Source organism: Pseudomonas frigoris (genome assembly GCF_047758635.1).
GTDB lineage: Bacteria > Pseudomonadota > Gammaproteobacteria > Pseudomonadales > Pseudomonadaceae > Aquipseudomonas > Aquipseudomonas frigoris.
Genome location: NZ_CP180479.1, coordinates 1,238,433 through 1,258,174, shown reverse-complemented (window position 1 = coordinate 1,258,174; position 19,742 = coordinate 1,238,433). Strand labels below are relative to the sequence as shown.

Below are 19,742 nucleotides of genomic sequence, written 5' to 3'. Positions count from 1 at the left end.
ATTGACCGTCAAGCTATAAAGACGCCCATTCGTCCCGGGATCAGACCGCCTCCATGGAAACGCCGCGCAGCAACGATAAACAGAAAGTCCGCTCGGCCGAGGTCGGCACCGACATCCTCAAGGCCCTGGCCGAGTTGTCGCCATCCACCTCGTTGTCACGCCTGGCCGAACACGTGCAGATGCCGGCAAGCAAGGTTCACCGCTATTTGCAGGCGCTGATTGCCAGCGGTTTTGCTGAACAGAATGCTGCCACCAACCATTACGGCCTGGGCCGCGAAGCCTTGCGCGTAGGTCTCGCCGCACTCAACAGTATGGATGTGCTGAAAGTCGGCGCCTTGCCCCTGGCCGAATTGCGCGATGAGTTGAACGAGACCTGCTTCCTGGCGGTGTGGGGCAACCAGGGCGCGACCGTGGTGCATATCGAACCGGCGGTGCGCGCGGTGACGGTGGTGACTCAGTTGGGTTCGGTGTTGCCGTTGCTCAGTTCGTCCACTGGCCTGGTGTTCAGCGCCTTTCTGCCACATCGGGAAACCGATGAATTGCGCGAACGGGAGATCGCCGTCGCCGACCACCTGCTGGCGGATGAAAAGGCCTACGCCATCTTGTGCGAACAGATCCGCGAACGCGGTCTGCATCATGTGCATGGCTTGCTGATGCCGGGGGTCGATGCTTTGTCGGCGCCGGTGTTCAACGCCATCGGGAATGTTGCGGCGGTGATGACTATTGTTGGCCCGGCATCGTTGTTCCACGCCGACGAAAACGGCCCGGCGGCGCAGCGATTGCTGGCGGCGACGCGGGCCGTTAGTTGGCGGATGGGGTATCAGAGCGAAGATACCCTTCCTTAATAGCTACACAATAGTTGTTTTGCTGGTGATGGATTCGGGATCATCAAGAATGCCTTGAATCACTTCCAGCGCCTGTAAAGGCAATCGCTTTTGTCCGGTTGCCTGGGAAAACAACTTCTCTACTGCGTACACATCGCCCAGCAACCCGATAAAGTCTTTCTGCAACTTGCTGGGTTGCGACCCGCTGTACCCCGCCTTGCCCAGCGACGCCAGTTCGATCAGTGCATCCAGAAAATGCGTTGCCGCAGTGGCGCGATCCCCGTCGTTATAGGCTTCGGCACCTTCCAGCACACTTTTGGTGAACAACACCACACCCATTGCAATGCCCACCGGCGGAATAACCACGCTGACAACGGTGGCCGCAGCCTGCACCGCGCCGAACACCAACTTGAAGATGACTTCGTCAAGGCTTTCGGTCTTTTCATCGACATCGGAAATCGTGCAATAAATCAGATCGTCATAACTGCTGCCCAGGTCTTTGACGCGACTGTCGCGTCGCAGAACCGGGGCCTCATTAAAGTTGCCAAGCTGTTCCAGATCGGTGATGTACGTACCCACCACCCGCTGATCCTTATAACGAACCCGGTCATAGAAATAGTTGCCGAATTTTAGTTTTTTGACGGCGGATACAAACTCCGAATGCGGACGAATCAGTCGGCCGTCAGGTGCGTCAGGCGCATACAGGAACTCCTCAATCCGATCACCAATGACCAATCGGAAAACGAATACGCCGACCACCAGTTTTTCTCGCAAATGCAACTTGAACATTGCGCTGAAGCGAACATCACTCGGATATTCACCCATGGGATGCGACGGTCGTGTGTCAATTTTTTCCAGGGCTTCAATCACATTCATCAGTTGCCGATACTGCTCGGCAGTCAAACGACCGTTAAAACGTTCCTGCATCACCCCCACTTTCATTTGGCGGCGCTGGACTTCCAGGTGAACCATTCGTTTAAGCGCACCCTCGGGATGGCTTCTATTCAAATGCTTCGAACGCAGCATTTCGATGTACTTTTCGCCCGGGCGCAGCGTACGCGACCAGCCGGCAATATCCCGGATATCAAGTTTGCTGATCGGCGGATGATCATGTTCCAGGGTAAATCGCGGATAGCTCCAAGGCGTTTGTCTTTCATCGGCGTAAAAATGCGTTTCGGTGCTGATCAGTTCGGTCAGCGTCATGCCCAATTGCGAACTGACGGATACAAAGATGCGATCAGGATTGACCGTTGCCCGCTCCCCCCTGTCAGCCAGCACTTGCTCGATACGCTGTTTAATCAGATCGAAGCAGAACTTGCCGTAGGGAATGAAACCGCCCTCACGTGTGGCAATGACCTGCAAGGCCTTGAGTTCACACCGAGTGCGGGCAAAGTTCTCGCGTTGAGCGTCAGAAGCCGTGCGATAACCGTAAGGTGTCCGGGACTCTTCCTCGGACACTCGCCAGGCGCGAATGTTTTCAATGATGGCGGTCAGTACTTCAGCGCCTTTGAAAGGCGATGCAACCAGGCTCACTCCCTTCCAGTTATTCGGCAGACGTTCGACCTGTTTCAGATAGGTGGCAATGGCTTCTCGATCCACACTGTGGGACTGCCAGGTCAGGTAGTCCCGACCTTTGCCGTCTATTGTCCATTCGCCAACCCGTATGCCTACTCCTCGCAAATCCTGGCATTCGTACCAGTCCTGTCCGCTTGGCGAGCCTGGCGCATACAGCAAGAAACCGTCCTGACCATCGCGTCTTGCGACCAGAATCAACTGCTGAAGCGCACGCGTGTTGTCGATGAGGCGCACGCCATCAATGGTGAATGCCTGGTCGCCGCGCACGGCGGAGACAATCCGTGCGAAGCTCTTGTCGTTGATGTGCCCTTGATGGCGAGCAGCCATCGCACTTAGAAACAGGCGCTCGATCATGACGTTCTTCAAGGCTTGCATGACTTCTTGGCGCTGATATTGAGAACGAAATTGGGCACCGTAGGCAGCCCGGGCATCGGCGCTCATCATCTCTTCAAACCATTGCTGATTCAGCTCGGCGGGAAGTCCATCACCCTTGAATACGAGTTTGGCCCTTTGTCCCTCCTCGTAAAGGCCGTAGATAAACTGCTCGGTCAGGGTACGAGTATCTTCCTGCTCGATCTTCCGCCCTCCCACCTGGAATGTATAACGGGCATTGCACACAATTTCATCGGCATCGCGGTCCTGGTCAAATTCCAGTTTAATGTTCTGATTGACAATACTACGGGCAAAGTCTTTGAGCGAGCTGAAGTGCCCCAACTGTATTTTCAACTCACTCTCACTCGCAACCAGCCGTTCTTCCTGACTTAAATAGTGCTCGCGATCATCCTGAGTTATTCCGTCCAGCCACGAAGGTCTTGCATTGGCAATCAACGTCTTTGCATCAAATAAACTGCTCATATTCATCGTCCTTTGTTAACACGTTTATGCCTGACTTGGCGTCAAAGCACTTAGCGAAACTTACTCCAGAACAATGCAAAGCAACACGAATCAAAAAGCACAAAATATTATAGAAGCGAACAACTTATTACCGAAAACAGAAACACACTAGAGCAAACACATATAAAAAAAATCAAACACAGACAACTTTTACGAACACACACCTAACAACTTAGCTTTGGCCACAGCTTGCGTTCTTCGTTCAACCCCCAACTTTCCATTAATTCTACGGGCATGAGTTTTTACTGTATGTAACGAGATGAACAATACATCGGCAATCTGTTGATTGGAGTTGCCCTGTGCGATCAACTGCAAAACTTCAAGTTCCCGTTTACTGAGGGGACTGGAACTGTGAGCCTCAACAGACAGTTCAGTGATCGACACCTCCGTTGCAGATATACGCAGCCACTGCGGTTGTCGTAATTGCAACTCGCGCCACGCTTGCCGCCCTTGGCAGCGGCTGATCATTTGCTCCCCTTCTTGCAAAGCTGCAGTGGCCAGATGCGATTCCCCCTGAAGCCAGATCACTTCGGTCCGCGCCAGATGCAATTCCGCTTCGAGAGCGTACATACCGTTGGCGTGCGCATTGTCGATCAGAGTTTGAAGCAGCGCTGCGGCGTTGCTGCGTTGTTGCAGATAAACCTCGGCCAGAATCAACAGATACTCAATCCGCGGAACAAGCTCCAGTGTTGCCGGGGGAGCCTGGCGAGCCTGCGGTCCACAATAATGACGCAGTACCCGCGTCAGGGCCTCATGGGCCAGTTGCGGTCGCCCCTGCTGCAACCAGAACTGACTACTGACTTGCAACAGGACGCCACGATAGACGGTATCCGGAATTTGCCGCTGCTGCATCAGCCGTTCAGCATCGCGCAATTGGACAAACGCCTGGGTGTAATCCCCCTGATTGGCCGCCAGTTGCGCGAGACCAAGAAATCCATATAACACACGCTTGTCGTGACTGCGCAGACACAACTCGAGACCGCGCTGAAAGCACTCGCGCGCGTGTTCATCCTGGCCCATGGTTAACGCCAGTCGCCCACGTCGCAAAGCGATACGCCCAAGCAACGGTGCGGGCCGGTCGGCCTGCTGGCAGAGCAGTTCATGTATGTTGAACAACAAACTCTCGGCGCGAGCCGGGGCGCCACGCTGCTCCAGCCATTGCGCATGATCGAGCTCCATCAGGCCCTCGAACACCAGCGAACCTTGCGCCCGCGCCAGACACAGCGCCTCGCGGTTGTGGGCTTGCGCCACGTCGAGTTCGCCCCTTAGCAATGCCTGTTGCGTCAAACCGGACAAACACATCAGGCGTGCCGTCCAACATTCGGGATCGAGCGCGCTCAACGCGTCAAGAATGTGCGCGCGCGAAGCCTCCATTCGTCCCTGTAAATGCAGCAACCAACCCTGCAGGGCCTGCCAACGTGCAATCAGTTGACGCTGAAGCACCGCCGAGGGTTGAGGCGTGAAATGCGCCAAATGAGCGATACAGGCAGTCGCCTGTTCGAAACGTCCGGCGAATAACAGCGCAGCTGAAATCAATCCGACCAATTGCGGGCTGCCCAGCGTCAGTTCTTCGCCTTGCTGCTCATGCAAACGCAACAACAGCACCACCGTTTGCTCCTCGAACAAATGCTCGAAACTGAAGTGCTGCAACAGGCTGACCGCCACTTCGTATTCCTCGGCGAGCAATGCCTGTTCGAAGGCCGATTTCCAGTCCTGTTCGGTACAGAACCATTGGCAGGCACGCCGATGCCAGGAGCGTCCCGCCGGCCATTGCTCATCGCGCAACAACTGCGTGAACGGGGTGAATATCTGCAGCCAATCGGTGGAGTCCCCCCAAGGTTCGATAAAACAGCCCAGCGCTTGCAAGGTCCGCAAGTACTGAGCGCCCTCTCCGGCCCCGAACAGGTGATCGCACAGCCGGGCATTGAAGCGGGGCAAGTGGGCCAGCACGCGCCAGGCCTCGCTCAACTCAGGCGTCAGCGAGCTAAACAACTCATGCTCCAGGTAATCGAGCAAGGTGTCCGCCCGTCCCAGGGGTTTGTCCTGACGCGACCAGTCGCACTTGTGCAGCAATGCAATCCGCACACCGGCACACCAGCCGCCGGTGCGCTGGATGATCCGACTGGCCACCTTGCTGGCCTGCTCCGGCACCCAGGGCTGCAGTATCTGCTCGACTTCACCTGGCTTGAAAGCCAGCGAAGTGCTTTCGCACTCGTACAACTCATCGTCGAGCAACAGCCGTGGCCAGTTGCAGGGCGGCCGGCGGCGAGCACCCAGCCACCAGGTCAGCATCGGGCTGCTGATCGCCAGCATGCGATCCAGTAGCAGGTCCAGCTCCGGGTTTGGCAGGCGGCAATAGTCATCGAGAAACAGCCAGGTTGGCGTCTGCAATCGTGACAGATACCCCAGCAAATCGGATTCGCCCGACGAAGCCAACCCCAGCGTTTCTGTCAGACGATGACGAAAATCCACCGCGCTCAACACCGTGCCAGACAATGGCAACCAGAACACGCGGCACTGCGGCGGTGCCTGCAACAGGCATTCGGCGAGCAGCGCTGTCTTGCCACTGCCGGCCGGCGCGCAAAGTAATTTCACCCGGGCCGTGGAGGCCAGTAACGGCTCGGTCAAGCGAACCCGCAACTGGTGATGAGTGGACAGACGGGGCAGAAATCCAGAACGGTCCAGACACGGGATCATGGCGGTCATTGCGGCGTGCCTTTTTATAATTGTCCGGCAACCCTAGCCCTCTCTAACCCGCTTGTTGAGAAGTATTCAGCACGCTGATTGGCAGCCATAAAAAAGGCGACCACCCGGTTAATGCCGGTCAGTTAAGGTGCAAAACCTGTGGGAGCGAGCTTGCTCGCGATGGCGGCGCAACATTCAACATCAATGCTGACTGACCTGCCGCTATCGCGAGCAAGCTCGCTCCCACAGAGGTTGCGGTGTTCACACCCTTAACTGACCGGCATTAACCAACCGGTCGCCTTTTGTACTGTCGATGTATCAAAACCCTTACCGAACGCCCTCGGCGCGCAAGGCCGATGGCGTGTAGTCGGCAGCCTTGGCTTCGAAGCCGAATTCGAAACTGTGCTTCTCTTCGTTCTTCATTCCCAGGGCAATGTATCGGCCGGCAATGATGTCGTAGAGCGCTTCGAGGGTGTAGGCCGGGGTCTGGTGATCGTAATAGTACTGAGCGTGACCCTCGGCCACCCGCCACAGCTGACCGCGACCGTCGTAGTGGTCCGCCAGCGCCACTTGCCAGCTGTCTTCGTCGAGGTACATGTGGCGTTTGGCGTAGATGTGCCGTTCGCTCGGCTTGACCGTACCGATCACTTCCCAGACCCGGTGCAACTCATAACGGGTCAGGTCCTGATTGATGTGGCCGGCTTTCACAATGTCATCGTACTTGAGGCTCGGCGAATCGAGTTTGTAGCTGTTGTAAGGGATGTACATTTCCTTCTTGCCGACCAGTTTCCAGTCGTAGCGATCCGGTGCACCGGAGAACATGTCGAAGTTGTCGGACGTGCGCAGGCCGTCAGCGGCAGTACCCGGCCCGTCATAAGCCACTTGCGGTGCGCGACGCACACGACGCTGGCCGGCGTTGTAGATCCAGGCCAGACGCGGCTCTTTCACCTGATCGAGGGTTTCGTGCACCAGCAGCACGTTACCCGCCAGTCGTGCAGGTGCCGTCACCGACTGTTTGAAGAAGGTCAGCACGTTGGCAGCTTTTTCCGGGTCCAGTTCCTTCATCAGTTGCGGTACGGCGATCTCTTCCTCGAAGCGGATCGGCGTGTAGCTGCCGTTCGTTTGCGGGGTCACCTGAGTGATGATGCGTCGCAGGTTGCCGCCGTGATAGCGGGTGATGTGGTTCCACAGCACCTCGACGCCGACCTTCGGAATCGGGAAGGCGTAGTAGCGGTTGCCGGTGAAGTTGGCCAGGCCGTTACCGTCGTTGATGCTGTTCACGTTCAGCGCGCTGCGCTTGGCCGACTCGTAAATCTCCGGGGGTACGGCCACGGTGCGGTGGGTCGGATAGACCGGGATCTTGTAGGTTTCCGGGTAGCGCTTGAACATCGCGACCTGACCTTCCGACAACTTGTCTTTGTACTTGTCGACGTTGGCAGGCGTGATGACGAACAGCGGTTTTTCGCTGGCGAACGGGTCGGCCAAGAAGCCTTTACTGTCCACCGCGCCGGCATTTTTCGGGATACCACCGGTCCAGGCCGGGATCGAGCCGTCGGCGTTGCCGGCCTTCTCGGCGCCCAGCGGAGTGAGGCTGGCGCCAAGCTTGTTGGCTTCTTCAGGCGAGACCGCCGCCATCACGTTGGCAGCCAGTAGACTCAAGGCCAGGGCGCCGCATTGCAGAATCATCTTGCGCATTAAAATCATCCTTCTCAGCCAGATCAGAAGTTCACGCCGAAGCTCAGCGCCAGGAAGTCGCGGTCCTCCAGGGTGTTGTAGTCACCGCCGAAGAAATCGGTGTAACTGAGGCTCGCGGTATAGGTGTTGCGGTAGTCGGCATCGACGCCGACGCTGACGGCCTTGGCGCCTTCGTTGAACAGCCCGTTGGGGCCGTAGCCGGCGACGTCGTGGGACCAGGACAGGTTGGGCTTGAGGTTGATCCCGCCAATCACGTTGGCGTAATCGAGGATCGCCCGGGCGCGGTAGCCCCAGGAGGTCGAGGTGACGAAGCCGTCGGTATCGCCGCCAAAACCGTACTGGCCATAGACCGAGTCACGGCCGTAACGCAGCTTGGTTCGAGACTCCAGACCACCCACGTGCACCACCGCCGCTTCGCCAACCAGGGTCAGCCGTTGGGCACCCAGCACTTGGTCGAAGAAGTGCGTCAGGGTGCTCTGGACCTGCGTCACTTCTTTGCGGCGGTAGCCTTTGTTGTCGGCACCTGGCGTGGTCGCGATAGGCGATGCCGCGCCGCCTGCGATCGGGTTGAGCAACGCCAGGGTCAGGTCGTTGGTGTTGACTTGCACCGGAGCGTTGGGGCGATAGCTGATCTCGCCGGTCCACGCCGTACCGGTAGGCAAGGTGGTGGAAAAGCTCGCACCGTAGAGACGAATGTCTTCCGGGTACTCAAGGTAATACTGGCCGCGTCCGAGCATCACACTCTGAGCCAGTGCAGACCCGGTACCGGGTGCGATTCTGTTGGCGGCACCGACGATGGCCGGGATCCGTGCCAGCGTTGTCAGGCCGGCAGTGGTGGTGCCGACCGTCGGAGTACGGCTGTGATAGTTCATGAAGTACAGGCCGTACTCGGTGTCGTCGCCGAGCCAGCGCAGCGCCGTCCCCCACTGCCCGGAATCGCGGGCATCGCGGTCCCCACCGCGCGGGACGATCACACCTTCCTTGCTGACTTCGAAGCCTTGGCCAAACGCTGCAGCGATCGGTTGCAACGGTGCAATCGCCGGGCTGGCAACCGTGTAATTCTTGTTGCAGCCGTCTGCCACCACGTCGTTGCCGAAGAAGGTGCCGCAGTTGTCGACGACGGTCTGGTCCCACTCCAATTGATAGAAACCTTCCACCGAGAGTTGGTCGGTCAGGCTTTGGGAGGCGAACAGCATGTTCACCGGAATCAGGCCTTCCTTGATTTCGGCGCCAGGACGACGGAACGCTGAAACGTCGATCGGGTTGATGCTGTTGATCGAGTTACCGATGAAGGTACTTTCACCCCAACTGACCACTTGTTTGCCGGCGCGCACAGTGCCCGGCAGGTCGGCGATGGAATAGTTGTGATAGACGAAGGCGTCGAGCAGCTGCGCACCGGAGGACTTGGCGCCTTCTTTACGACCGCTGTCACTGATCTGCTTGAATTCGCGATCTTCGTCCTTGAGTTCGAAGTCGTACCAGTACTTGCCACGCACGAACACCCCGGTGTCGCCGTACTTCAATTCAAGGTCATGAATACCCTTGAAGATCTTGGAGAAGGTTTCGCCCTTCTTGAAGTTCAGCCGCCCGTCATCCCCGGTCGAAGACTGGCCGGTCCCGCCATTGACGATGCCCACCAGGGATTTGTCGGCATCGCGCATGCCCCAGCTCGCGCCGACGGACAGCGAAGAGTCAAAGGTCCCCTCGATTTCCCCGATGTTGAATGAAACAGCCTGCGCCTGGGCGCAGCAACCCAAGGCAACCGCAGCGGCGAGCGCTTGCGGCGTGAAGATGGCGCGCATTGTTGTTTTTGTCATGCGTCTTCCCCGGTGAGTGACAGAAGGCCCCACCCTACTGCCGCACGTTGGGAGCGATAAGCGCACCAAGGAGGTATTCGCGGTGTACCTCCAAAGGATGAATGCCCGCATGGGACGGGGATTTGCGCGGGTTATGGATGGGCTGGATGGGGGGTTATCAACGCAGCGCATGGCGTGTGGGCGGGGCTTGTTGCGACTGTTACTCATGCTGCAACAGTTCATGTCATGAATCGCTATTTTTCCTTTTGGCTCAAGGCCTTATTCTTGCCGGGCTTTCACGGCAAACGGCCGGAAAGCACGAAGCAATGGCCAGTGTCCCGTCCACGCCATTGGTGACAGATTTCAGAAGAGTTGAAGATTTTCGACTCATCGCCCCGTGTTCACTGACGTTGATTTATTGCTCCTTGATCAATCGTCTTACTTTGGCCGCTGCGTTTGCAGCGGCCTTTTTTATGGGTGGTGGTTTTGTGACGGTGGTGAAGAGCAACTTTTGTTTAATACATTCCTACAGGATGTTTCCGATAACGCTATAAGAAACATCTTTTTACGCAAAAGATAATCATGCAGTTATTCCTATCCAATAGAAACTTCCCTCGATCTTATATGTAACGCCCCACACACCTCTCAGACCCATGATTCCCACTTCTGCTGTAGCTTTAAATGGCACGAAGCAATAGATGGCATCCGTTTTCGTAATGACTGACCAGCAAGTCGTTATTTTTAAAGCACCAAGCACATTCAAAAGGATATGAATATGCAAAAGCCTCCAAGGCCGCCCAATCAATCAAGGCCAGTTTATTATCTCGATGAAGCTGTCGATATAACAGCTGATGCACCCGATCACATGATTACCGTACCTCGAACATCAAGCACTTTGATGTCAGGTGCATTCGGCCGCAGCGTGCCGACCTATTATCAAAATCAAAACGCGGTAAAAGCCACAACTAAAGGGCTGGAACAGGAATATCAGGCGAAGGCCAGTCAACTACCGCAGTCCATCGAAGCCGAACTGGCAGCGACCCGACTTCAAGGCCCAACTGATCCACTTCCACCCTTGCAATCAATAGTCAGGGAACTGGGAGTTCTGAATAAACTTACACAACAGAAAACCGCTGAGTTTCACAGTAAAACAGTGATTGCCAATGCGTTTTATGGGGGCGACCCATCTAACCGGCATATCAATGAGTTCATGAAGAAAGCCACGACGATGGAAAAGCGGCCGGGGCCGACCGGCATTGCCATGCAAGCCTTGAATCAATCACTCAAAGCCGCGATCGAAGCCAGATTACTGTCTCAAACCTTGCAGTCGCTCCACCAGCGAACAGTCAATCTTCAACACACCCTCAGTGCCATGCAGGCCACTGAACAGACGCGATTGGCAGCGGAACAGGAAGCTCAACGTGTCGCTGCTGAACAGGCACGCATCAGGGCGGAAGCTGAAGCACTGGCCCATGCCCAAGAGCAGGCCCGGTTAGCAGCACTGGCAGAAGCCGAGCGATTGGCCGCCGAGCAAGCCCGGATTGCCGCTGAGGCTACTGCTCGATACATCGCTGCTGAACAGGCTCGCCTCAAAGCCGAGGCCGAAGTTCAAGCCGAACTACTACGCTTCCAAGCGCAACGGGAAGTAAACAGAAAAGCGCTTATGGAGGTGTTCGCCGAATTTCAAAGGCAAAACCAGCAGGAACGCATTGAAAAACAGCTGCGAGTGGAGAGAAAGGCACAAGAACAGAAACAGCAACAAGCTCTTCTGAATGCCCAGGCTGAGGCCCAACGACAAGCCGAGCAGGCACGCCTACTCGCGCAATGGCGAGAGGAAACAGAGGCTCGTTGGCAGAGCCCCACGTTTGCCAATGTCGGTTCGATGGCGGCATTCGGCCCAACGTTTACCGGCACACTCGGAACTGTAGGCGTTAGTCCAGCGACCTCCTTGGCACTCAGGACCGCGTTACGTGCAGCGGTATCCGCGGCTATCGCAGCACTCGCGTCAGTAGCAGCGCCGGTACTGGTCGGGTTCGCTGCCCTATTGGTTCCCTCCAGGCTGGGTAGCGGTGATCTTTTCTCCGTAAGTGTTCCGCTGTCAGAACTCGCTCCTGATTCAACGGCCGACCTGTATGAACTGGCAGCCGTCGGAGGGGAAATCGACCTGCCGGTGAGACTCGGCTCGAGGACGATAGGCAATAGCGTAGAGATTGTCGTTGTTGCCACTGACGGAGTGACAGTACCCGCCAGCGTGCCGGTAAGGCTTGCTCACTTTGACGCGCGCAAGAATGTTTACGTTTCCGGCAGCACCGTCTCCAACGGTCCCGTTATCACCTGGACACCGTTGGTTGAACCGCAGGATCCTTCAACGGAATTTCCTCTGATCGACACTGACCTGCCGATCTATGAAGGCGCTACCGTCACCCCCGCCGCGGGACGAATCGATCCGTTTCCGGAGCTTGACCGCTACGGGTTTGGCGGCTTCATCACCGTCTTTCCGATCGATTCCGGCATCCCTCCGACGTTCACGATGTTCAGGGATCGGCGGCAGGATCCCGGTATTGCCAGCGGGAGCGGACATTCGGTTTCAGGAAATTGGTTGGGTGCAGCCTCGACGCTGGAAGGGGCGCCGATCCCCAAGCAGATTGCGGATAAACTTCGGGGGCGGGAGTTTTCGAGCTTCAAAGCGTTTCGCAGAGTCTTTTGGAAGACAGTAGCAAGTGAGAGATTTTTGAATAGACAGTTCACTCCACTCAATAAAATTGATTTGAGAGATGGATTATCACCAAGTGCCAAGTCTTCGGAACAAGTGGGCAGACGGAAAAAATTTGAAATACACCACGTTAAACCTATCAGCGAAGGTGGCGCAGTCTACGATATAGACAATCTTCGTATACTGACACCAAAGCAGCACATCGAAGCCCACTCCAAAAAAGGAGAAATGTGAAAATGACACTTAAAGATAGATATGAAGATTACACAGAGTCCGAATACCTGAATATTATAAAACGTTTGTTCCAGGGGAGATTCTCATCAGAGAAAGAGCACGATGCTTTTGTGGATAATATTGTAAGCACTTCAGAACATCCAAACGGCACCGATATCTTATATTATCCAGAGAAGGGTGTTAAAGACGGTCCTGCCGGTGTACTAAAGGCCATAAAACAATGGCGAGCAGCCAACGGCAAACCAGGTTTCAAATCCGAAGCACAGTAATCCAAACAAAGAAGCAAGCATTCGTGCTTGCTTCTTATACTGCACCTTCACCGCCAGTCCTTATGCAAACTCGCGAGACTTCCTACCACCTACACATTTCTCGGAAAGCGACTACATAGTTCTGTAATAACGCGAAGCGTCCCAGCGATTAAGGTTAATCACAAGTCAGCCACTCGTTTAAAACCTTGCTGACTTCAACCTAATTCACTGCGAGCACTCTTTTCATGAAGCCTATTGACTACAACAAATACCGCTCCACCAAAAGTTTCAACACCCGAGTACGTTTTCTGATCTTTCACTACACAGCCGGCAACTTCTCCAGTTCGGTGAATGCACTCACCGGCCCGAATGTCAGCGCCCACTATCTGGTTCCCGACATCACCGATCCGAGCTACTTGAAAGCAGGTTATACCGGGCAGGAAGTTTTCAATCTCGTCGACGAAACCAAGCGTGCGTGGCATGCGGGCGTCAGTACCTGGGGCAATCGAAGCAATCTGAACGACACGTCTATCGGCGTTGAAATCGTCAACCTTGCAACGTTTAGCCAAGGGGTTTTCAATTTTCCGCCGTATCAGCCAGAACAAATTGCCGCCATTGAAGAGCTGGCGTTGAACATCCTTGAACGCTATCCGGATATCAGTCCGACTCTTGTTCTGGGGCACTCGGATATTGCGGTCGGCCGCAAGAGTGACCCAGGGCCGAAATTCCCCTGGCATGCCCTTTACTTGAAAGGCGTCGGTGCCTGGTTCGACGATGCCACCCGAAATACCTATCTGCAGCAATATTGCGAGACCGGCATTCCAGCCCGAAGCGACTTGCTCAAACTGTTCAAGACTTACGGGTACGACGTTTCCGGTGCGTCAACCGAACAAGGCTTCACACACCTGGTTCGGGCCTTTCAGCTGCACTTTCGCCCGGAAACGTACGACGGGATCATGGATGCGCAAACGGCCGCGAATCTGGCGGCATTGGTTCACAAGTATTTTTCTTGATCACCGCTGCAAACCAGATGTCGGGACCGATTATTAAGAACCAGCAAGGTCAAGAGCGGTGACCTTGCTGGTTTCCATTAAATCGAATACTTCTGCAAATTCGCCATCATTTCCTTCAGCGCTTCAAGGTTGTCCTGCGGGTGCGCCGCGCCTTCGAAATCACAAATCTGCTGCCAATGCGCCGCCACATCTTCGGGGGAGAAACCAACCCGAGGATCAAACCCCGCGCCGAGGCTTCGTTCCCAGCGCACCTTGCCCATCCAGCCGCCACCGACTTCAAACAGCCCGGAGGTTTCCTGGCAGTTCTCGCTGGCGAGGTACACCACCAGCGGGCTGACCAGTTCCGGTTTGAGTTGTTCAAAGACTTGCGGCGGGATCAGGCCTTCGGTCATGCGGGTGCCGCCGGTGGGGGCGATGGCGTTGACCAGGATGTTGTTCTTGCGGCCTTCGATGGCCAGGGTGCGGGTCAGGCCGTAGAGGCCGAGTTTGGCCATTCCGTAGTTGGACTGGCCGAAGTTGCCGTAAATGCCCGAGGTCGAAGCGGTGAAGATGACGCGGCCGTAGTTTTGCTCGCGCAGGTGCGGCCAGGCGGCACGGGTAACTTTGTAGGCGCCTTCGACGTGGACGCGGTAAACCAGGTCCCAGTCGCCGTCTTCCATTTTGTGGAAGGTTTTGTCCCGCAGGATCCCGGCGTTGTTGACCACTACATCGACACGGCCGAAGGTGTCCAAGGCGTTCTGAACGATTTTGTCGCCGTCGGTGACGGAGTCATGGTTGGCCTCGGCGATACCACCGGCCTCGCGAATTTCGGCCACCACCCGGTCGGCCGCCGAAGCGTTTGCGCCTTCGCCCTGAGCCGAGCCGCCGAGATCGTTGACCAGCACTTTGGCGCCCTGTTTGGCGAACAGCAGCGCGTGGGCCCGGCCCAGGCCGCCGCCAGCACCCGTGATGATCACGACTTTATCTTCGAAGCGCACAGACTCATTCATTGGGGGACTCCAGCAGGCCAGGGGACAATGAGTCCGAGTGTCAGGCACGGCGACGCGGGTCACAATGAACTGGGGTGAGGCTGAATGGTGCGCGATAAGGCAGAGGGATAATCAGGAGCAGGCGGCCTTGCGCGGCGGTGAAACCAGCTGATCGCGAAACTCCAGATAGTGCTTGAGTACCTGCCCCGGCGCCTCGGTTTGCGGGTAGTGGCCAATACCGGGCAACAAGACCGTGTCCGGGTTCGGGATCAGTTCCCGATAACGCTCGACCATGTGCGCACCGGAAATCGGATCGACCTCACCATCGATCACCCGCAACTGCACTTCACCACGCTGCATCGCCGCGACCCAACGCTCGCGCTGGGCACGCCGCTCAGGGATGTAGGCGATCAATTTGTGCATGATCCGTGGCCCGTGATTGCTCTCGATCAGGCTCCAGAAATCATCCATTTCGCTCTCGGTGGGACGGCTCTGCGGACCGAAGATCTGCCGGAAACTCTTCACCAGACCGTCACGGGAAAAGGCTCGCCCGATCATCCAGCCCAAGGGGCTGAGCAGGAGCTTTTGCATCAGTACCGGACGATGGGTTTCGGGAAAGAGGCCGCCATTGAGGAACACACAGCTGGCGATATGGATGCGCGCTTCGTAATGCCGGGCCAACAGTTCCTGAGCCACGCTGTCGCCATAATCGTGGGCCAACAGGTGCACCGGCTGCTCGACCTTCACATGCTCCAGCAAGGCCTGTTGCAGATCAGCCTGCTCCAGCAGGCTGTATTCGTGGTCCACCGGTTTTGCGGAGTCGCCAAAGCCGAGCATGTCGCAGGCAATCACCCGATAGCGCTGGGTCAGCGGCTGCCAGAGGAAATGCCAGTCCCAACTGGCGGTCGGGAAGCCATGAATGAGCAACAGTGGCTCACCCTGCCCGGCCGTCCAGTAACGGATGGTCTGGCCACGGAATACGAACGTCTGGCTGCGTTTGCGCCAGACACACAGGGGGATCTCGGCGAGTGCCATTAGAGTTTATAACCCGGGTCTTGTTTATCGAGTTTGCGCAGCAGCGCTGGCCATGCGAGTGCGCCGCCCATCCCTTGAGCACTTTTGGTGACGCCGGCGATCATTGCCTTGGCGCCTGCCAGAATCTGCGGTTCGATGGCGATCAACTCGGCGCCACCGTTCTGCGCCAGCACCTGGATATCGCAGGCGCGCTGGAAGGTAAACATCATCAGGAATGTGTCGGCGATGGTGCCGCCGCAGGTCAGCAGACCGTGGTTGTGCAGCATCAGGAAATTGTTTTCGCCGAGGTCGGCTTGCAGTCGCGCCTTCTCTTCATGGTTAAGCGCAACACCTTCGTAGGCGTGATAAGCCAGGCTCGACAGCACAAACAACGATTGTTGGCTGATCGGCAAAATGCCTTGTTTCTGCGCCGACACGGCGACACCGGCAGCGGTGTGGGTGTGCAGCACGCAGACGACATCGTGACGAACCTCGTGCACCGCGCTGTGGATGGTGTACCCGGCCGGGTTGATCTCGTAAGGGCTGTCCATCAGCTTGTTGCCGGCCTGATCGACCTTGACCAGGCTCGAGGCGGTAATTTCGTGGAACATCAGCCCGAACGGGTTGATCAGAAAGTCTTCGGTACCGGGGACCTTGGCCGAGATGTGGGTAAAAATCAGGTCATCCCAGCCATGCAGGGCGACCAGACGATAGCAGGCGGCAAGATCGACGCGGGTCTGCCACTCGGCGGCGCTGACCTGGTCTTTGACACTGTGTGGCGATGGGACGGGGGCTACGTTCACGGCAAGGAACCTCTAATTTTTATTCTTGGGGTTTCTATTGTTTACCGACGTTACAGCAGTCTAGTCACGCCCCGGGAATCGTGTAGTTGCATTGGCAGCCAGCTTGATGGCCTAGCGAGTCAGTACGCCGATGGTCCTGGATCCATGTCAAAGTACTGCCGCCAACAATGGTGCGGCGAACAGATTCAGCAGCCCCGTCAGAACCATGACTAACCCCGCCACCGAGCCCTCTTCACCCCCCACTTCATGTGCTCGACTAACCCCGGCACCGTGCGCGCCGACGCCAAACAATGCCCCTCGAGCCAAGGCACTGCGCAGGGGCAACCACTTGAGCAGAATGCCGCCGAGCATCGCCCCGAACACCCCGGTGAACATCACAAACACCGCCGTCAGTTCCGGTACGCCACCCAGCTCCTGGGCCAGCGGCATGGCAAAAGGCGTGGTGATCGAACGCGGCACCAGCGACATCGTCACCGAACTGTCCAGTGCCAGCGCCTTGGCCAACCCGAAGGAACTGCCGATGGACGCCGCGCTGCCCGCCATCATCCCAAGCAACAACGCCGACCAATGCCGCATCAGCATCTGCCGTTGCTGCCAGATCGGTACCGCAAAAGCGACGGTGACCGGTCCCAATACCAGCATCAGCCAATGGGTGTTGCTCGAATATTCGGCATACGCGGTGTGCAGCGGCACGGCGAGTGCCAACAAAAGGGCCGGGACCAGAATCAGTGGCGACAGTACATAGCGACCAGTGCGACGGTAGATCCAGCGGCTGAATAAATAAGCCAGCAGCGTGAAGGCCAGCCAGAACATCGGCATCAGCTCAAGCTTCACGAGATCTCCTCAACCGCACCACCAGTTCCACGGTAAAGGCGGTCACCAGCATCACCATCAGCGTGCTGACGCCGATCACCAGCAAAATCCGCCAACCGTCGCTGCGCAGCAGACCGCCGTAATCGAGCAGGCTCATCAGCGCCGGAATGAAGAACAACAGCATCTCGGCCATCAACAGGCCGGCGCCCATTTGCAGCGCTGCCGGTTTGACCACACCCAAAGCGAACGCCAGCAGCAACAGCACCATGCCGATGACACCACCGGGAATCGGCCAGGAAAACCAAACGGCCATCTGGCAGCCGAGCAGATAGATGGCCAGCAGCACGGCCAATTCGGTCGTCAGTCGAGCCAAGCTTTTTAAGGTTGATGCGTTCATGTCTTCGGTCCTCACAGGTGCTCATTTTACGGAGCGGGCTGCTATACCCGAAGCGAATTGTTAGACTCGAAAACATTCCAAAATGGAATCAGGCAGATGGAATTCAAACAGCTACGCAGCTTCGTCGAGGTCATGCATCAGGGTGGTTTTACTCAAGCCGCCAAGACCCTGCACATCAGTCAATCGGCGGTGAGCAAACAGGTCGCTCAACTGGAACAGAGCCTCGGCACTGCGCTGCTCGAACGGCAGGGTTCGCAGCTGCGCCTGACCGCTGCCGGCAGCGTGGTCCTTCTACGGGCCGAAGGCATGTTGCGGCAGCGCAACGAACTGCTCAGTGAGCTGGATGACTTGAGCCAACTGGCCCGCGGGGAATTGCGTCTGGGTTTGCCGCTACTGGGCAGTGACGCGCTGTTCGCCGGACTGTTCGCTGAGTACCGGCGACGCTACCCGAACATCAGCATTCAATTGCTGGAGGGTGGCAGCCTGAACATCGAACAGGCCGTTTTGAGTGGAGAGTTGGAACTGGGTGGCAGCCTGTTGACGAAAGACCCGCAATTCGCCTTCCAGCCTTTCTGCGACGAACCGCTCGACGCCCTGCTGCCCGCCGATCATCCGCTGGCGTCGAAGACGGTGATTGGCCTGGAGGAATTGGCCGACACGCCCTTCCTGCTGTATCAGCGCAGCTTCGTGCTCAACGACCGTTTGCTGCAAGCCTGCCAGCAGCTGGGGTTTACGCCGAAGGAAGGCGGTCGTAGCGGCCAGGCAGATTTTCTTGCAGCGCTGGTGGCGGCCGGTCAAGGCGTGGTGTTGTTGCCGCGCGTGGTGGCTCGCGGGCTGGTGCGGCCAGGCGTGGTGCGCCTGACCTTGAACGCGCCGAGCTATCTGCGTTGGGATATCGCCTTCATCTGGCGTCAGGGCGCGTACTTGTCAAAAGCCGCGCAAGCCTGGCTCGCCTTGCTGCGCGAGCGACCGGTCAGCCCCGCAGAGCGCTGACCAACTCCGCCAGCCAAGGCTCGGCGTCGGTTTCCGGCGTCACGCTTTCGCTGGCGTCCAGGCGCAGCATGGGCAGGACTTCGCGTAGGCCCAGTTCGCCGAACAATTCACGCATTTGCTCGCCGCCACCGCAGAACGTATCGCCGTAGCTCGCATCGCCCAGCCCAATCACGGCGCCCGGCAAGCCACGCCAGGCAGCCGGCAACTGATCACGGATTGCGAAATACAATGGTTGCAGGTTGTCCGGCAACTCGCCCATGCCGGTGGTCGAGGTCACCGCCAGGAAGGCTTCGGGGCCAAAGGCCTGAACATCGGCGAGGCTCGCACGCGGGTTGTGCCAGGTTTCGAAACCCGCAGCTTTTAAAATATTGGCGGCGTGGCGGGCGACTTCTTCAGCCGTGCCGTACACCGAGCCGGAAAGGATGGCGACTTTCATCAATCTGATCCTGAAGCTGAGTAAAAAGACGGGGGATATTAACAGCCGTGGCAAAAAAGCTGCGATTGACTCTCAATTAACGCTGGTGACCAGTAGAAAGTTCTCAGTGTTCTTTTAGAATGCATCCCACAATCAAATTGGAAAGGACTCTCCGATGATTAACGCCCAACTGCTGCAAATGGTGATCAACGCTTCCAACGACGGCATCGTGATTGCCGAAAAGGAAGGCGAGCAGGACTACATCCTGATTTACGTCAACCCGGCATTCGAACGCCTGACGGGTTACACCAGCGAAGAAATTCTCTACCAGGATTGCCGTTTTCTTCAGTCCGGTGACGGAGATCAGGAAGCTCTCCCGTTGATTCGCGAGGCATTGAGCAGTGGCGGTTCCTGCCGGGAAATCCTCAGAAATTACCGCAAGGACGGCACGCCATTCTGGAACGAGCTGTCCCTTTCGACTGTGAAGAACCCTGATGACGGACAGACTTATTTCGTCGGTGTGCAGAAAGATGTCACCCATCAGGTCAAGGCGCAGCAGCGAGTCGTGCAATTGGAGGCGCAGTTGGCCGAGGTCCAGGCCGAACTAGCCGCACTAAAAGCGACGAACGGCGAAAACAAATCAAAGAATTGATTGTCATTAA

General features: G+C 56.9%; 15 protein-coding genes and 1 pseudogene. 6 read left to right on the top strand and 10 right to left on the bottom strand.

Annotated features, from left to right (window positions below; all coding sequences use genetic code 11):
- Positions 1-53: 53 nt before the first annotated feature.
- The gene (locus ACMXYH_RS05655; protein WP_415766550.1) at positions 54-845 is read left to right on the top strand and encodes an IclR family transcriptional regulator; all 792 of its coding nucleotides are present in this window, start codon (positions 54-56) and stop codon (positions 843-845) included.
- 3 nt (positions 846-848) lie between these two features.
- Here ACMXYH_RS05655 and ACMXYH_RS05650 read toward each other — a convergent pair whose 3' ends face one another.
- From ACMXYH_RS05650 to ACMXYH_RS05635, 4 genes are all read right to left on the bottom strand, one after another.
- Positions 849-3,254, bottom strand: a complete 2,406-nt coding sequence (locus ACMXYH_RS05650; RefSeq protein ID WP_415766549.1) for a dermonecrotic toxin domain-containing protein — start codon at positions 3,252-3,254, stop codon at positions 849-851.
- Positions 3,255-3,443: 189 nt separating this feature from the next.
- Positions 3,444-5,999, bottom strand: a complete 2,556-nt coding sequence (locus ACMXYH_RS05645; RefSeq protein WP_415766548.1) for a LuxR C-terminal-related transcriptional regulator — start codon at positions 5,997-5,999, stop codon at positions 3,444-3,446.
- 306 nt (positions 6,000-6,305) lie between these two features.
- Complete coding sequence (locus ACMXYH_RS05640) at positions 6,306-7,673, bottom strand: DUF1329 domain-containing protein (RefSeq protein WP_415766547.1); 1,368 nt, start codon at positions 7,671-7,673, stop codon at positions 6,306-6,308.
- A gap of 23 nt (positions 7,674-7,696) precedes the next feature.
- On the bottom strand, positions 7,697-9,490 hold the full coding sequence (locus tag ACMXYH_RS05635; RefSeq protein ID WP_415766546.1) for a DUF1302 domain-containing protein: 1,794 nt from the start codon (positions 9,488-9,490) through the stop codon (positions 7,697-7,699).
- 754 nt (positions 9,491-10,244) lie between these two features.
- On the opposite strand from ACMXYH_RS05635, the gene ACMXYH_RS05630 reads away from it, so the two are divergent.
- The 3 genes and pseudogenes from ACMXYH_RS05630 to ACMXYH_RS05620 form a co-directional block, all read left to right on the top strand.
- Entirely contained in the window at positions 10,245-12,416 is a 2,172-nt protein-coding gene (locus ACMXYH_RS05630) for an S-type pyocin domain-containing protein (protein WP_415766545.1), read from the top strand.
- Positions 12,417-12,418: 2 nt separating this feature from the next.
- The gene (locus tag ACMXYH_RS05625) at positions 12,419-12,685 is read left to right on the top strand and encodes a bacteriocin immunity protein (protein WP_134422118.1); all 267 of its coding nucleotides are present in this window, start codon (positions 12,419-12,421) and stop codon (positions 12,683-12,685) included.
- 224 nt (positions 12,686-12,909) lie between these two features.
- Positions 12,910-13,374: pseudogene (locus ACMXYH_RS05620) on the top strand (N-acetylmuramoyl-L-alanine amidase); the annotation flags it as partial.
- A 380-nt stretch (positions 13,375-13,754) separates the two neighbouring features.
- On the opposite strand, the gene ACMXYH_RS05615 reads toward ACMXYH_RS05620, so the two are convergent.
- From ACMXYH_RS05615 to ACMXYH_RS05595, 5 genes are all read right to left on the bottom strand, one after another.
- Entirely contained in the window at positions 13,755-14,666 is a 912-nt protein-coding gene (locus ACMXYH_RS05615) for an SDR family oxidoreductase (RefSeq protein WP_046052916.1), read from the bottom strand.
- A 111-nt stretch (positions 14,667-14,777) separates the two neighbouring features.
- Positions 14,778-15,680 carry an alpha/beta fold hydrolase gene (locus tag ACMXYH_RS05610; protein WP_415766544.1) on the bottom strand — a complete coding sequence of 301 codons (903 nt, stop codon included), beginning with the start codon at positions 15,678-15,680 and terminating at the stop codon, positions 14,778-14,780.
- Positions 15,680-16,462: a class II aldolase/adducin family protein gene (locus tag ACMXYH_RS05605; protein WP_415766543.1), complete on the bottom strand. Its 783-nt coding sequence runs from the start codon at positions 16,460-16,462 to the stop codon at positions 15,680-15,682. Before ACMXYH_RS05605 ends, ACMXYH_RS05610 begins: the two co-directional genes overlap by 1 nt.
- A gap of 147 nt (positions 16,463-16,609) precedes the next feature.
- Positions 16,610-17,296: an LrgB family protein gene (locus ACMXYH_RS05600; protein ID WP_415766542.1), complete on the bottom strand. Its 687-nt coding sequence runs from the start codon at positions 17,294-17,296 to the stop codon at positions 16,610-16,612.
- Positions 17,286-17,672 carry a CidA/LrgA family protein gene (locus ACMXYH_RS05595; protein ID WP_415766541.1) on the bottom strand — a complete coding sequence of 129 codons (387 nt, stop codon included), beginning with the start codon at positions 17,670-17,672 and terminating at the stop codon, positions 17,286-17,288. Before ACMXYH_RS05595 ends, ACMXYH_RS05600 begins: the two co-directional genes overlap by 11 nt.
- Before the next feature lie 96 nt (positions 17,673-17,768).
- On the opposite strand from ACMXYH_RS05595, the gene ACMXYH_RS05590 reads away from it, so the two are divergent.
- Complete coding sequence (locus ACMXYH_RS05590) at positions 17,769-18,665, top strand: LysR family transcriptional regulator (protein WP_415766540.1); 897 nt, start codon at positions 17,769-17,771, stop codon at positions 18,663-18,665.
- Here the strand turns inward: ACMXYH_RS05590 and ACMXYH_RS05585 are convergent.
- A complete protein-coding gene (locus ACMXYH_RS05585) occupies positions 18,646-19,101 on the bottom strand; it encodes a flavodoxin (protein WP_008150685.1) in 456 nt (151 codons plus the stop codon). The two genes, ACMXYH_RS05590 and ACMXYH_RS05585, sit on opposite strands and share 20 nt — an antisense overlap.
- Positions 19,102-19,255: 154 nt before the next feature.
- Between ACMXYH_RS05585 and ACMXYH_RS05580 the strand changes: the two genes are divergently transcribed.
- The gene (locus tag ACMXYH_RS05580) at positions 19,256-19,732 is read left to right on the top strand and encodes a PAS domain-containing protein (RefSeq protein WP_415766539.1); all 477 of its coding nucleotides are present in this window, start codon (positions 19,256-19,258) and stop codon (positions 19,730-19,732) included.
- Positions 19,733-19,742: the final 10 nt, after the last annotated feature.